This is a genomic window from Nodosilinea sp. AN01ver1 (assembly GCF_050565655.1).
Taxonomy (GTDB): domain Bacteria; phylum Cyanobacteriota; class Cyanobacteriia; order Phormidesmidales; family Phormidesmidaceae; genus Nodosilinea.
Genome location: NZ_JBNXVS010000022.1, coordinates 62151 through 76354, shown reverse-complemented (window position 1 = coordinate 76354; position 14204 = coordinate 62151). Strand labels below are relative to the sequence as shown.

The following is a 14204-nucleotide window of genomic DNA, read 5'->3' as shown; positions in this document are numbered from 1 at the left end:
AACGGGCAAGATTAGCGTAAGGGCATGAGTGTTACAATTCCCCACACCCGATTTCGCCGACGGCTGATTCGCGCGATCGCCATACCCGTTGTCCTGCTGCTGCTGCTGTCAGGGATCTCGATCTGGCAAATCACTCATTTGTCAGCGGTCTTAGAGTCGGTAGAGCGTACGGATCGGGTGCTTTCGCAGGCCAATACGGCCCTAAAGCTGGTAGTGGACATGGAGACGGGCTTTCGAGGATATCTGCTGACCGGAGAGCCAGAGTTTTTGGAGCCCTACGAGCGAGCCAGCACGCTGCTTGAGCCCAGTTTAGAGGAGTTGAAGACTCTACTTACCAACAATCCGAGCCAGGTTCAACGAATTCAGATTCAACGAATTGTTGAGCTGATGGCCAACTTGCAGCGGTGGGAACAACTGGTTCTATCGGCCATTGCCCGTCGGCAACAGGGCGAACTGGAACCTCTAAGCAATCACAGACTCCAAAAACAGCTTGTCGATCAAGTGCGACAAGAGATTGCTACTTTTGTTTCAACCGAAGAGCAACTGCGAAACCGGCGTAGCCAAAGGGCTCAAGCAGCGACTCAATCCGTCCTTGTGACCAGCGTGCTTCTAGCCATCGGCATCGGGGCCATTCTGGCCTATTTCATCTATCGCCAAATTTTACAAGTATCGCGGGTTTATGAAGGGGCTTTGCAAACCGCCCAGGCTCGCACCCAGGACGCTGAACAAGCGGCTCTTTCACTCCAGCGCAGCGCCCAGCGCCTGGCGGCCCTGCACGACATTGACCGAGCAATTTTGGCCACAGAGATGGATAAATCTCTGATTGACAACGCCCTCACCCAAATGGGCCAGGTTGTGCCGTACCAGGAAGCGCTGGTGGCTGTATTCGATTTAGAGGCTGAAACCGCTCAGGTATTAGCCGGAATTAGGCAAACTGGGAAATTGACTACGCCTGTGGGCACTCGTCTGGCCATGGCTGACTTTGCCCCAGAACAGAGCCTGCTGCACGGAATTCGCTACGTTCAAAACCTGCCCACCGCAGATTTTTGTCCACCTGTACTGGCGCGCTTGCGATCGCAGGGCTTTTTGAGCTGTCTGAGGGTGCCCTTACTGATAGAAAATACGCTGATCGGAGAACTCAACCTGGCCTCGGTCGAACCTGCGGCCTTTGACGCCGAAGCTCAGGAAATTGCCCTGGAAGTCGCCAATCAGCTGGCGATCGCGCTACGACAATCTCGCCTGCGCCAGCAGCTGCAAATTACCAATCAACAGCTTCAGCGCGAGCTTCAGGAACGACGGCAGGCCGAGACGGAGCTGCGCGAACAAGAGCAGCTGTTTCGCTCTACGTTTAACCAGGCAGCCGTTGGTATTGCCCACGTCAACTCAGACGGTCGCTGGCTGCGAGTGAATCAAAAACTATGTCAGATTGTCGGCTACAGCCGTGACGAACTGCTGCAGCGAACGTTTCAAGACATTACCTATCCGGAGGACTTAAATATTGACCTGACTTACTTTTACCAAATGCTGGCGGGTAAGATCCAAACCTACTCCATGGAGAAGCGCTATATCCGCAAAGACCATTCTCTGGTTTGGATTAACCTAACGGTATCTCTAGTACGAAAAGCCACCGGAGAGCCCAACTACTTCATTGCGGTTGTAGAAGATATTAGCGAACGGCAAGCTGCGCTACGCGAACGCAAACAGGCTGAAGACGCCCTGCAGCAGCTGAATGACACCCTGGAGCAGCGCGTCGAAGAACGCACCGTCCAGCTGGCCGAAATCAACCAGGAGCTAGAAGCCTTTACCTACTCGGTTTCCCACGATCTGCGGGCACCGCTGCGCACCATGCAGGGGTTTGCCCAGGCCCTGCTAGAAGACTGTGGCGACCGGCTCGACGACTTCTGTCAAAGCTATATTGACTCCATTATTGATGATGCGGTGCAGATGAATGGCCTGATCGGCGATTTGCTAGACTACAGCCGCCTGACTCGTACCCAAATTCACTTGCAGCTCACCGAATTAGAGGATGTCGTCGCAGAAACCCTGAAGCAGCTAGAGGCTCAAATTGAGGAAAAGCAGGCTCAAATTAATGTTGCAGCCAGTTTGCCCAGGGTTATGGCCCACCGTTCAACTCTGATTCAAGTTGTGACTAATCTGGTCGGCAACGCCATTAAGTTTATCAAACCGACGACTCCACCACAGATAGATATTTTCGCCGAAGAAACGTACCAAGATAATGGCCGCTGGATACGATTGTGGATTGTAGACAACGGTATTGGCATTGCCCCCGAACACCAGGAGCGAATCTTCCGCGTCTTCGAACGTCTGCATGGTGCCGAAAACTACCCCGGTACGGGCATTGGGTTAGCCATTGTGCGTAAAGGGCTAGAGCGAATGGGCGGGCAAGCCGGGGTAGAATCACAACTGGGTCACGGGAGCCGTTTTTGGATTGCGCTGCCAAGTGCTGTTCTCGCGTTGACTGAAGGAACCCATGACCTCACCTCTCCGAATGCTCCTGATCGATGACAACCGCAGCGATCGCGCTTTGGTTTTGCGAGAATTGCAGCGTGAGTTTGACCCATTAGATGTTCAAGAAATTACCAGTTCTGGTGAGCTAAATCGGGCGATCGCGATCGGTAACTTTGATGCCGTCGTCACTGACTTTCAGCTGCGTTGGACTACCGGGCTCGACATTTTAGAACTGATTAAACAACACTACCCTCGCTGCCCAGTGGTCATGTTTACCAACACCGGTACCGAAGAAGTCGCCGTCGAAGCGATGAAGCTAGGCCTCGATGACTACATTATTAAAGGGCCAAATCGCTACATTCGAGTTCCCATCGCCGTTCGCAATGCGCTAGAGCGCCGGGAGATGCAGCAGCGGGCCGCTCTGCTCGAAATTCGCCTGCAAAGACTGCTAAATCAGGTCAAGATCGGTATTTTTAGGTCTAATGCAGAAGGCGCACTGATCGAGGCCAACCGCGCTTTTCTAGAGCTACTGGGCGTCGGGTCGCTGGCTGAGGCCAACACCATGAATTGGCTCGATCTGCGCGACGGCTACAGTCAGCTGATGCATCTATCGCCACCTCAGCAGCAGGAGCGAGAAGTGAGCCTGCAAAAAAGCGATGGTACCCAGTTTTGGGCACTGTTAACGACTACCTTAAACACCGTTGAAGCGGTTAGCGTTGTCGATGGGCTGCTGGAAGATATTAGCGATCGCAAACAAGCCGAAGTAGATCTACAGCAGCTCAATGCCACCCTAGAAACCCGCGTGCAGGAGCGCACTGCCGAACTAGAGGCGGCGAACCAAGATCTCGAAGAGTTTGCCTATTCTATCTCCCACGATTTGCGGGCTCCCCTGCGCGCCATTCAGGGGTTCGCTCAAATTCTGCTAGAAGACCTCAGCGAAACCCTAGACGCCAATGCGTCATCCGTCCTGCAGCGCATCGTAGCCAATGCTCAACACTTGAACACGCTCATGATCGACCTTTTAACCTACAGTCGTCTGAGGCGCATCGAAATTGATTTAGAACCGATTGATGTCTCCTCGGTGTTAGCCGAAGTCATCGCTCAAATTAACTCAGACATGCAGCAACAGCAGGCTCAGATTCAGGTTGACGAGCCGTTGCCCAGCGTGCGGGCCAATCGCCTCATTCTCACCCAGGTCTTGATCAACTTACTCGTCAATGCGGTTAAATTTGTTGCAGAGGGCGTGCAGCCCCAGGTGCGAGTCTGGGCTGAGGAGCGGGCCGGAGCCGGGGAAGGCTCTACCGTGCGCCTGTATGTGGAGGACAATGGCATTGGCATTGCCTCAGATCGGCAGCAGCATATTTTTAGCCCCTTTACCCGCCTACACCGCGATGCCGACTATCCGGGCACTGGCGTCGGGCTGGCGATCGTTCGCAAAGGAGTAGAGCGGATGGGGGGACAGGTGGGCGTTGAGTCGCAGCTGGGGCAGGGCAGTCGGTTTTGGGTAGAGTTGCCGGGGGGTGAGAGAGCCTTGAGATGAACCCAGAACACACCATACTTCTGGTCGAGGACAATCCAAAGGATGTTTTTCTGGTGCAGCGAGCCGCTCGTAAAGCCGGAATTATCACACCGCTACGGGTGGTGAGTGACGGCGATGCCGCCCTCAGCTACCTCTCTGGAATTGCCCCCTACGGCGATCGCGCCGCCTACCCGCTGCCCGTACTCGTCCTGCTCGATCTCAAGCTGCCGCGCCGCTCAGGGGCCGAAGTGCTGTCGTGGATTCGCCAGCAGCCCCGTCTCAGGCGCTTGCCTGTGGTGGTGCTGACGTCGTCAAGGGAGTACGCCGACATCAACGGCATCTACGATTTGGGTGCCAACGCCTACATTGTTAAACCGGCAGATTTAGACCAGCTAGTAGACATTCTCAAAACGCTAAATCTGCACTGGATTATCTACAACGAAAAGCCTCAGATCGACATTTTCTGAGCCAGCATTAGGCCATCGGTTCAGGGTCGCTGGTTGAGGTTTTACTCAAAAGATTGACAATCGCACTAATCAATATCTCTGGCTCGATCGGTTTGGCCAGGTGCAGCTGAAACCCGGCGGCGATCGCCTCCTGCTGATCAATTTCGGCGGCGTAGGCGGTCAGAGCGATTGCGGGAATCGCCCGGTGTGCTGGGGCTAGGGCTCTAATTTGCCGCATCAGCATATAGCCATCCATGTCGGGCATACCCACATCTGAAATCAGGATGTCCGGCGCGAAGGCGGGTAGCTGCTGCAGGGCCTCGGTTGCAGCAGCCATCACCCGCACCTCGGCACCGGCCTGCTGCAGCATGAACTCAACCAGCTCGCGCACATCGCCATCGTCATCGATGGCTAAGACTCGCACCCCCGCCAGGGGATGCGGGGTCGCGGGGTTAGCCGACCACTCTCCTCCCAGCCCCTGCCCCTCATCGTCATGGCCCCTCAGCAGCGGCAGCTGCACCGTAAAGGTCGATCCCAGGCCTTCGCCTGCGCTCTCGGCCCGCACCGTGCCGCCGTGCAGCTCGGTAATATGCCGCACGATCGCCAGGCCCAGGCCCAGGCCACCAAACTGGCGGGTTGTGGTGCCATCTTCCTGCCGAAAATAGTCAAACACATGGGGAAGAAAGTCTGGATTAATACCTTTACCGGTGTCTCTTACCTGAATTTGAACGCAGTTGTGGCTTGGCTCCAATCGAATCTCTATGGCTCCTTGGGGAGGCGTAAACTTGACGGCGTTGCTGAGCAAGTTCCAAATGACCTGCTGCAGACGGGCCGTGTCGCCCATGACCACATCGATGTCCTGGTTAAAGCTTTTTTGAACGCGAATGCCTTTGGTTTCGATCGCCAGCTTTACCGTTTCTAAGGCGGCTTCGATGGTGTGACTTAGGCTAACCGGCGCAATGTTTAGCACCAGCTTGCCGCGCAAAATGCGAGAGACATCGAGCAGATCTTCAATCAGCTGGGTTTGCAGCTTAGCGTTGCGCTCAATGGTGGCCAGGGCCTGCTGGGTTTTTTGTTCACTTAGCTTGCGGGTTTGCAGCAGTTTTGACCAGCCCAAAATAGGGTTCAGCGGCGACCTCAGCTCGTGGGAGAGCACCGCCAGAAACTCATCTTTAATGCGGTTGGCCGTTTCTGCCTCCTGGCGGGCGATTTTTTCGCGCGCCAGCAGCTGTTCGCGCTCCTCGGCCAGACGCAGGCGCACGGCTTCGGCCTGTTTGCGATCGGTGACATCCATAGAGGTCACGCCTACGCCCAAGACTTGCCCATCGCCCAGGCACACCGGAAAGTAATTGACCAGGGCATGACGCACCAGATTCGATGGCGAAGTAACGCCAGACACTTCTTGGTCGAGCAAAGGTTCGTTGTTCTCCATTACCCGCTGCAGCACAGGCGTAAGCAACGGTGCCCAGTCGGGCAAAACAGCGTGCAGACGTTGTCCCAAATGTTCGCTGAGGGGAATACCGTTGATTGCGGCCAGGGCTTCGTTGGCGTGAACGTAGCGCAGCTCACGATCAAATAGCGCAATCCCAATTGGGGAACTGGCGATTAGGGCATTGAGGGTAGTTTCACTCTGGCGCAGGGCCAGTTCTGTCTGTTTACGGTGGGTGATATCGACCGAGGCACAGGTAATGCCAGTTGTTTTGCCGTTGACATCCTGCAGGGGCTCAACGGTTAAATCATAGTAAAAATCTTGATTCAGCATGGTGAGTTTGACTTCCTCTCGCCTGCCGCTGCCGGTTTCTAAGACGTGGCGCTTGATGCGAGTGAGAATGGCAGCATCGTCTTTGGAGAAAAAGTCAGGATCTTGTTTGCCAATCACGTCGCTGACAGGGTAGTCAAAGGCTGGGTTATAAATCCAGGTGTAGCGCAGATCTTGATCCTGATTAAACACGGTAATGGGAGAGCTTTTGAGGGCAACGCGCAGCCGCTCCTCGCTCTGGCGGTGGGCTGCTTCGGCTTGCTTGCGATCGGTAATGTCTATAAATAAGCCATCCCAAGCTTCTCCGTATTCGGTTTGCTGGGGGCGCGAGCGCCCCTGAACCCACTTGAGCCGCCCGGATGGGGTCGTCAGCCGTCCTTCCCACTGCCAGACAGCGGAGTTTTCAATGGCGATCGCCACCGAATGTTGAAACCCCGCCCGGTCATCGGGGTGAATCAGGCGCAGAAAAGCCTCCGCATCGTGCAGAATCATCTCGGGGTCGAGTTCGGCTAGCTCACGGGAACCAGCACTGACATAGGTAAAGGCCGCAGCACCATCACAACCGTGCACATAGCGGTACACCATACCCGGCAGATTGCTCACCAGCACCTGAAAGCGGGCTTCGCTTTGACGCAGGGCCGCTTCGGCCTGTTTGCGATCGGCAATATCGAGCACAAAGCCAATGACGGTGCTCTCGCTCAGCATGGCAGAGCCCAGCAAAACGGGGGCGCGCGACCCGTCTTTGCGGATGTATTCCTTCTCAAAGGGGGTACAGACGCCCCTAGTTCTCAGTTCGGCCTGCGATTGCTCACTCACGTCTCGATATTCAGGCGGTGTCATCTCCTGCCACCGAATTTGACCGGAACGCAAATCGTCTCGGCTATAGCCAACCATGTTGAGAAAAGCATCGTTGGCCTCAAGTACAAAGCCATTCAGGTCGGCCAACATGGTGCCAATAATGCCAGACTCGGCCAAATGACTAAACCGGGCTTCGCTGTCGTGCCAGGCCTGTAGATTGGCTTCGGCTCTCCGCCGCGCCAAGCGCTGGGCCTGGTTGAGCGAACTGATCAAAAGAGCCGCCATCACAAAAACGCTCAGCCGGGTCAGATAGCCTACGTTGTTGATATTGAGCGAGTAGAGCGGAGCAATATAAAAGTAGTTAATCGCGACCGTCGATAGCACCGTGGCCAGCAGCCCAGGCCCCAGCCCGCCGTACCAGGCACTTACCATGACGGCGGCAAAGAACAAAGGCGTTGGGGTTGGCTCAAGGTAGGAGCGAAAAAGCAGGTTGATGCCCAGGGCTAGGGCCACCGATAGCAGGGCCACAGCGTACCGCATCAGCTGGGTCGGCTGCGACGTTGATTGCGTTTGGCCACCTCCAAACAAACCTGAACGGTTTTGGGTCATGATGGCCTTAACTCCATTGTCGGGCAGTACTGGTTCAACGCTTTTGACTCCGTTCTTGCAGAATAACAACAGGGAAATGATGGCGTAAAGGACTCATCAACCTGAGCCTATTTCTAAATAACTAAACGCCAGCATTTTGTCGTTTCTTCGTTGAATAGGCGGTTCCCAACCCTATCCCAGGCTGTTTCTGGCCAAGGCTGGCAATGGCTAAAGGAGAATGACTGAGGCCGCTAATATAGCTTGCTGACATACAATTGGTACTTCCGGCACCCGCATAACCATTAGCAACCTAGAAGAAGACTATACAAATTCAGGGACGAAAGTTTTCCCCTATTTGATTATCTGTCAGCAGGCAGATGGCTCAATCTACCTGCTGGCATAACCTTGAGCCGGGTAGTTCTGAGCGCGCTCGCGATCGCCTATGGGTACGCGATCGCTCAGCCCGAATTAAGTTCCCCACATTCTCTCGGGTGTACAAAGATTTAGGCTTTTTGCCGATCAGTTGGCGGCGCAGTGCCGCGATCGCGTTATCTAGAGCGCAATCTGCTCAACAGTAATACCGTCAAAACTCGTCCTAGACGGCAGGTTCTTCGGCTACATTGTCTAAAGAATCTACCAGCACCTCTAACTCCAGGGTAAGCTGCCCAGTCGGTTCAGCATCAGCGGGTTCAGAGTCATCGCTGGCGGTTGGGGTAGCTTCAACCTCACTCTCCTCAGGGGGCGCTTCAGCGTCGCGATCGAGCCAGGGAGAGTCGAAGTGGTGCCAGGGCAGCACAGGCTCGTTGGGCAGGCTTTCGGTGAGCACGGTAATGTTGCTGACATCGGGCTCGGGCAGCGCCACGCGCCGTTCTAGAGCCGTTTCGTGTTGTCCATCACTCATACTGGTTCCCGCTGAAGGCGGTCAAAAACGTTAGAGTCAGAGCTTCTAGCCATATCTAGACTGGTGCTAGGTTAACCCAGAAGCCGACCCGGTCGCCACGTAAATTACCAGGATATGTACCAGCATGATAGCAGTTGTGCCCCAGATGGTGTAAGCCGCATATTTGAGGCTTTGTGACGTGTCTTCGAGGCGCTGCTTGTTGGCGTTGTAGGTTTCCGACAGGTTGACCAGCATTTGCAGCTGGTAGTCTTGCTCGGGCAGCGCCAGATAGGTTTCTAAAAATTTGCGGTCTTCTAAGTTGGGCGTAACGGCCACCTGGCGGGGCAAAAAAGCCCCCATCAGCAGCGAAAAGCTGACCAAAAACCCAAGAACTTCGGCCAGACTAAACCAGCTGCCGCTGACCAGCAGCCGCGAAATGCTGAGGCTGGTCAGCAGCGCCCCGTTGGCGACAAACAAAATGTTGAGCTTGGTGGTCAAAATTTGGCTCTGCTCGTTTTGCTCGCGCAGCACCATCCGCACATCCTGGGCGGCTAGGGCCAGGGTGGCTGGAGGAATGGGCGGCGGGGCTGGCCCTTCGACGGGCAGGCTGAGCTGCACCTCCTCGGAGAGCCGATCGTCGTCTACCACCGGGGGCAGCTGATCGACTGGAGCAGAGACAGAGACGGCATTGACCATAGTGCGGCTGGCATTGAGATAACCCCTATCTCAATACTAGTGAGGATTTCAGCGGATGGAGCCCGCCGCAGGGGCAGAAATGTCATCGGCGACAGGCGATTGGCTAGGCGGCAGTTGGGCTGGGGTAGAACAGGAGCCATTCTGCCCCGGCCCTTTAGCCATCTTTTTGCAGAACCTCGGCAAAGGCCAGATCTTCTGAGGCCAGCACCAAAATTGTCGCGGGCAGCGATGCCGTCCGCCGCTGCAAGTCGAGGTAGTAATCGGTGAAGTTGTCTGCTGGGGTGGCCAGGCCCAGAAACACCAGATCGGCGGTTTGAGAGGTGGTCTTTAAGATGTCGTCAAAGGGGCGATCGCGGGCCACAATCACCTTAGGAATAGCGCCAATTCGCAGGCTCTTAACCAATTGCTCCAGGTTTTGCTCGGCCGCCGCTTGGGCGGGCTCGTTGGGCACCACCAGGTTCAGGTAAATATCGGCATTGCGCCAGCGCCCGCTGGTGCGCAGCAGGTAGGCCAAAATCAGCATCAGACCGCCGTTGGCCTGCAGACCGCCCCACCAGACATCGATGCGCCGCTTAGTCGGTTTAGGCCCGCTCACGGTTGGGTAGTTCTCGGGCTGGCTGCGCAAGATCAGCACGTTGCGCCGCGCCTGGTGGCAGGTGGCGATCATCTGGCAGAAGCGATCGCGCGTGTTTTCGGCCTCGGTATCGCCCAGCAGCACCGTATTGGGCACCAGCGGTCCAATCCCGTAGGCATCGACCAGTTTTTCCATGCCGCTAAACGGGTCGGGGGCCGTGACCAGCCGCACAAAGGCCTCAATGCCCTGCCGGTCGAGATAGTCTTTGATCGTCGAGGCCAGGGCCTCTTGCTGAGTGGCACTGCGCGCCCCCAGCGGCAGCACGCTGGCCAGGGTAATCAGCCCCCGGTTGTGGGTTAAGTCAACCGCCAAATCGGTCAGATGAGGGCGCTTGGTGGGTGCGCCAGAAAACACCAGCAGATGGGGTCGCCAGTTCTTGGCGTCGGGGGTGGTTTGCATTTGAAACAGGCTGGTGCGCACCAGGGTCATCCACAGCCCGTTGCGCACGTCGCCCCAGGCCCCCTGCATCTCGCGGCGCTGCAGCCAGAGAAAAATGCCCAGCACAATCACGGCCGCCATCACCGTCGCCACCGCATTGATCAAAAACATCACCACCAGACAGCCCACCGCCCCCAGCAGCGAGAGACTCCAGTGCACCTTAAACGTGGGCCGAAAGGAAGGGCTCTGCAAAAACGTCTCCAGCCCGGCCGAAACATTCAGCACCAGGTAGGTGGTCAAGAAAAACATGGTCAGCACGGGCGCAATCAGGTTCAGATCGCCAATCGTGACCGCCGCCAGGGCAATACCCAGCGTAAACAACGTGCCCAACCGGGGTTCATCCATCGGGCCGTTGCCCCGCCCCAGCCACCGCAGCCAGGCGGGCAAAATGCCGTCGCGGGCCAGCGCTTGCAGCACCCTGGGCGCACCCAAAATGCTGCCGATCGCGCTCGACAGAGTAGCCCCCCAAACGCCCAGCAAAATGACATCGCCCCAGCGGGCCATCCGGCGCATGACCAGGGGCTCGGCCACCAGGGTAAACGGGTCGGCCCACTGGCTGAGCAAAATTGGAATGCCCATGTAGATGACGTAGCCAACGGCGATCGCGGCCAGGGTGCCAGAGGGAATCGATCGCTGTGGATCTTTCAAGTCGCCCGACATGTTGACCCCGGCCATAATGCCCGTCACCGCCGGAAAGAAGACCGCCAGCACCGCCCAAAAGCCCACCGTGCCGGGTACTTCACTGGCAGGTAGCGCCGTGGGTTCAACGCTGTGGCCCAGCAGCAGCGACCCCAGCGACAGCACAATGGCCGCCATGATGAAATACTGAGCTTTGATGGCAATATCTGCCGATTTCAGCGCTAAAACGGCAACCAGAATCGTGGTGATCAGCGCCACCAGGGTCTGCGAGAACATCGGGAAAACCTGCACCAGGCTTTCGGCAAAGCCAAGGGTATACAGCGCCACCGAAAACGCCTGGGCCAGATACAGTGGAATGCCCACCGCCCCGCCGGTTTCGATCCCCAAAGAGCGGCTGATCATGTAGTAGGCTCCGCCCGCCCGCACCACCTGATCGGTGGCAATGGCCGCAATCGATAGCCCGGTCAGCAGCGTGATTGAGGTAGATATCGTCACAATCAGCAGGCTTTGCCACAGCCCCACGTGGCCCACCACCCAGCCAAACCGCAGGTACATGATTACCCCCAGAATGGTCAGTATCGAGGGGGTAAACACGCCGCCAAAGGTGCTTAACCCCTGCGAGTCCTGGCCTTTGGACAGAATGACGCTGCTGTCCTGCGATTTAGTCATGGGCTATTCCTAAGCAGTGCTGTTTGACTAACCTGTCATCAGGTCAGTGCAGAATGTCCCGGTAAATCTGATCCTTACAATTCCTCTGGGTCAAGGTCATGCCGCTTGCAGCGGTAGGGCCACTCCGCACGGCCATATCCTAGCCTTAATGGCGGTAGGGTCGGTCGTTGCCAAAGGGTTTATGGCTTTGGTGGCTCCGATCACGGCCGGGGCGAGGGGCCGAGCACCTGCCGATAGTGCTGCCCATGGAGGGCGGCTGACCGGGGCCAGACGTACTGAGCCAAGATGGGGCGGCTTTGCTGGAGCAGCGTTTGAGCGATCGCAGGCTTGACGCTCTCTACCATGGCCAGCGCGATCGCGCTGGCCGAATCAGGATCCACTAGCAGCGCCTGGTCAGGGGTAAGAAATTCGGTAAAGGGCGGCTGATTGGCGGTGATCACGGGCAGCCCCGAGGCGATCGCCTCCAGCACCACCAGCCCCCAGCCCTCTTTGGTGGACGGGAAGCAAAACGCATCGGCGGTGCGATAGAGAGCGGGCAAATCCGCATCGGGAATCACCCCCGGTAGGATGACTGATTTACCGATAAGCGGCCCGTGATCCTGCTCTAGAGCGGTCGCCAGCGCGAAAAACTCCTGGCGGTAGGGTTCGTAATCAAACAGAGTAGCTCCGCCCGCGATCACTAGCTGCGCCTGAGAATGGTGGGCCAGCACCTGAGCAAATGCCTCCAGCAGGCGGATGGAATTTTTGCGCGGCTCGATGCCCCCCACGGTGAGGTAGAGGGGCGACCCGGTCAGGCCGTAGCGGGCTTTGATCGCGTTCTCCTGACCTGAGGGAGTGGGGGAAAATCGCCGCAGGTCTACGCCATTGAGAACTCTAGGAGCCTCGATGCCGTAGTCGTGACGGAGGGCTGCCTGCCAGCGATCGCTCACGCACAGACATAAATCTGGATCCCGAATTGACTTATCCTGACACTGCCGCAGGTAAATGCTGGCATAGTCTTCAATATGGTGGACGGTGCGCACGACGTTGGATATGCGGCCCTGCTGGCGCAGCTGCACCAGCGCATTGGCCCCAATGCAGTCCTGGGCGTGGTAGATGTCGTAGGGATCTGGATGGGCCAAAAAGTAATCGACAAATTCTTGAATGCGCTGGCGAATCAGGGCATCGATCGCCTGCTCAGGATTCAGCCCGGTGGGAGGCGATTGGGCGGGAACAAGCTGAACGGTTGCGGTAATCTCGCGATCGAACCCCTGACCGTCTTTATCGAGGGCGTAGACGCAGACATGGTGACCCAACTCGGTCAGAGCAGTGGCCAACTCCAGCGTATGCACGACGCTGCCCCGCAGTTTGGTGGAGTAGGTCAGCAGCGCAATCTTGAAGGGTTGGGCCATATTAAACCTCGTGACGGTCACCAAATCCAGTCAGAGACTCGGTGGCAAAGTCCCAGAAACAGAGGGAGGCTTCACCTAGTTTGAGGGTGAGCGTTTGACCTTCAGTCATGTTGCCCACGGGTTCACATACCAACCCTCGGTCGTGGAACTGAGGCTGTATTTGCTCTACAGTTTGGGGCCGGACGCTGAGCAGGTAGCCGTAGCTGGGGAAGCTGAGCAGCCAGGGCAGCAGATCAATGCGGGGGGGAGGCGCGATCGCTCTCAGATCCAGCACCGCCCCACAGCCCGAGGTCTCTAGCAGCATCAGCGTGGTGCCGACAATGCCGCCCATGCTGATGTCTTTGCCCGTGTCGCAGAGGCCAGATTCGGCCAGTGCGGGCAGCAGGTCGAGGTTTTGGCGCAGGCGATCGCGATTTGCCTCCGTGGCCGCATTCCAGAAGGGATATTGCGGGTGCATCTTGCCCTGCATATCTACTACATGTAACAGTACGTCCCCCGGTTGAGCGCTAAAGCTGGTGATCAGCTTTTTGGCCCGACCGAGGATGGCCACTGATAGGGCTGCATAAGGGCTGTGGCAGCTGGTATGCCCCCCCACAATGGGCACGTTAAACGCCTGGGATGCGGCTACCATGCCCTGCCAGAGAGGGGCTATCTGCTGGGGTGACTGGCTCCAGACGGTATCGACCACGGCGATCGGGCGGCCCCCCATGGCGTAGATATCGCTGACGTTGACCATGACGGCGCACCACCCGGCAAACCAGGGGTCGGTTTCGACCAGGGTGGGCCACATACCTTCGGCGGCTAGCAGCAGGTAGCCATCGCCGTCAGGGATGGCGGCGCAGTCGTCGCCGAGCAGAATGGGGGTTTGGTTGACGGAGCGGGCGTGGGTACCGAGGCGATCGGCGGCGGTTTGGATGTCGCGCTTGTGGAGGATGCCGAGCGATCGCCGCAGTTCAGCGGCCAGTTTCTCCAGCGTTAGCTCGTCTGACATAAATGATTGAGGGAGTGAGTAGAGAGGGTTGAGTGCTGTAGGGTGCATTCGCGCAGCAATGCACCGCAGCTAGTGGGTAAAGCGGTAGCTCGTCTGACATAAATGATTGAGGGAGTGAATAGAGAGGTTTGAATGCTGTAGGGTGCATTCGCGCAGCAATGCACCGCAGCTAGTGGGTAAAGCGGTAGCTTTGTGGCTGGCGGAGGTGGTTGGTCAAAAGCCAGATTTGCTGCTGGGGCCATTTCGCTGGCCCCAGACCCCCTTCGACCAGGGACGTCGCCCACAAT

Annotated in this window: 10 protein-coding genes; 4 read left to right on the top strand and 6 right to left on the bottom strand. The window is 57.1% G+C overall.

The genetic code is table 11. The annotated features are described in order from the left end of the window. Positions 1 to 24 precede the first annotated feature (24 nt). The 3 genes from ACQ4N7_RS17315 to ACQ4N7_RS17305 are packed head-to-tail and all read left to right on the top strand — an operon-like array spanning position 25 to position 4455. The gene (locus ACQ4N7_RS17315) at positions 25 to 2526 is read left to right on the top strand and encodes a PAS domain S-box protein (RefSeq protein ID WP_430712744.1); all 2502 of its coding nucleotides are present in this window, start codon (positions 25 to 27) and stop codon (positions 2524 to 2526) included. Further along, complete coding sequence (locus ACQ4N7_RS17310) at positions 2492 to 4009, top strand: sensor histidine kinase (protein ID WP_430712743.1); 1518 nt, start codon at positions 2492 to 2494, stop codon at positions 4007 to 4009. The genes ACQ4N7_RS17315 and ACQ4N7_RS17310 overlap by 35 nt, the downstream gene beginning before the upstream one ends. Beyond that, entirely contained in the window at positions 4006 to 4455 is a 450-nt protein-coding gene (locus ACQ4N7_RS17305; protein WP_430712742.1) for a response regulator, read from the top strand. The genes ACQ4N7_RS17310 and ACQ4N7_RS17305 overlap by 4 nt, the downstream gene beginning before the upstream one ends. Positions 4456 to 4462: 7 nt before the next feature. On the opposite strand, the gene ACQ4N7_RS17300 is transcribed toward ACQ4N7_RS17305, so the two are convergent. Then, positions 4463 to 7600 carry a hybrid sensor histidine kinase/response regulator gene (locus ACQ4N7_RS17300; RefSeq protein ID WP_430712741.1) on the bottom strand — a complete coding sequence of 1046 codons (3138 nt, stop codon included), beginning with the start codon at positions 7598 to 7600 and terminating at the stop codon, positions 4463 to 4465. 356 nt (positions 7601 to 7956) lie between these two features. Between ACQ4N7_RS17300 and ACQ4N7_RS17295 the strand changes: the two genes are divergently transcribed. After that, positions 7957 to 8157: a hypothetical protein gene (locus ACQ4N7_RS17295; RefSeq protein WP_430712740.1), complete on the top strand. Its 201-nt coding sequence runs from the start codon at positions 7957 to 7959 to the stop codon at positions 8155 to 8157. 17 nt (positions 8158 to 8174) lie between these two features. On the opposite strand, the gene ACQ4N7_RS17290 is transcribed toward ACQ4N7_RS17295, so the two are convergent. The 5 genes from ACQ4N7_RS17290 to ACQ4N7_RS17270 all read right to left on the bottom strand — a co-directional run bounded on the left by ACQ4N7_RS17290 (position 8175) and on the right by ACQ4N7_RS17270 (position 13917). Beyond that, a complete protein-coding gene (locus ACQ4N7_RS17290; RefSeq protein WP_430712739.1) occupies positions 8175 to 8480 on the bottom strand; it encodes a hypothetical protein in 306 nt (101 codons plus the stop codon). 66 nt (positions 8481 to 8546) lie between these two features. Further along, positions 8547 to 9155 (bottom strand): hypothetical protein, encoded by a 609-nt coding sequence (locus tag ACQ4N7_RS17285; protein ID WP_430712738.1) that lies wholly within the window; start codon positions 9153 to 9155, stop codon positions 8547 to 8549. 154 nt (positions 9156 to 9309) lie between these two features. Further along, positions 9310 to 11535 (bottom strand): Na-K-Cl cotransporter, encoded by a 2226-nt coding sequence (locus tag ACQ4N7_RS17280; RefSeq protein WP_430712737.1) that lies wholly within the window; start codon positions 11533 to 11535, stop codon positions 9310 to 9312. A gap of 200 nt (positions 11536 to 11735) precedes the next feature. After that, positions 11736 to 12926 carry an MSMEG_0565 family glycosyltransferase gene (locus tag ACQ4N7_RS17275; RefSeq protein ID WP_430712736.1) on the bottom strand — a complete coding sequence of 397 codons (1191 nt, stop codon included), beginning with the start codon at positions 12924 to 12926 and terminating at the stop codon, positions 11736 to 11738. 1 nt (position 12927) lies between these two features. Continuing rightward, on the bottom strand, positions 12928 to 13917 hold the full coding sequence (locus tag ACQ4N7_RS17270) for a sll0787 family AIR synthase-like protein (RefSeq protein ID WP_430712735.1): 990 nt from the start codon (positions 13915 to 13917) through the stop codon (positions 12928 to 12930). Between the last annotated feature and the right edge of the window lie 287 nt (positions 13918 to 14204).

Coding starts and splice junctions, on each gene's coding strand:
- ACQ4N7_RS17315 (WP_430712744.1), top strand. CDS start 25: ATGAGTGTTACAATTCCCCACACCCGATTTCGCCGACGGCTGATTCGC.
- ACQ4N7_RS17310 (WP_430712743.1), top strand. CDS start 2,492: ATGACCTCACCTCTCCGAATGCTCCTGATCGATGACAACCGCAGCGAT.
- ACQ4N7_RS17305 (WP_430712742.1), top strand. CDS start 4,006: ATGAACCCAGAACACACCATACTTCTGGTCGAGGACAATCCAAAGGAT.
- ACQ4N7_RS17300 (WP_430712741.1), bottom strand. CDS start 7,600: ATGACCCAAAACCGTTCAGGTTTGTTTGGAGGTGGCCAAACGCAATCA.
- ACQ4N7_RS17295 (WP_430712740.1), top strand. CDS start 7,957: ATGGCTCAATCTACCTGCTGGCATAACCTTGAGCCGGGTAGTTCTGAG.
- ACQ4N7_RS17290 (WP_430712739.1), bottom strand. CDS start 8,480: ATGAGTGATGGACAACACGAAACGGCTCTAGAACGGCGCGTGGCGCTG.
- ACQ4N7_RS17285 (WP_430712738.1), bottom strand. CDS start 9,155: ATGGTCAATGCCGTCTCTGTCTCTGCTCCAGTCGATCAGCTGCCCCCG.
- ACQ4N7_RS17280 (WP_430712737.1), bottom strand. CDS start 11,535: ATGACTAAATCGCAGGACAGCAGCGTCATTCTGTCCAAAGGCCAGGAC.
- ACQ4N7_RS17275 (WP_430712736.1), bottom strand. CDS start 12,926: ATGGCCCAACCCTTCAAGATTGCGCTGCTGACCTACTCCACCAAACTG.
- ACQ4N7_RS17270 (WP_430712735.1), bottom strand. CDS start 13,917: ATGTCAGACGAGCTAACGCTGGAGAAACTGGCCGCTGAACTGCGGCGA.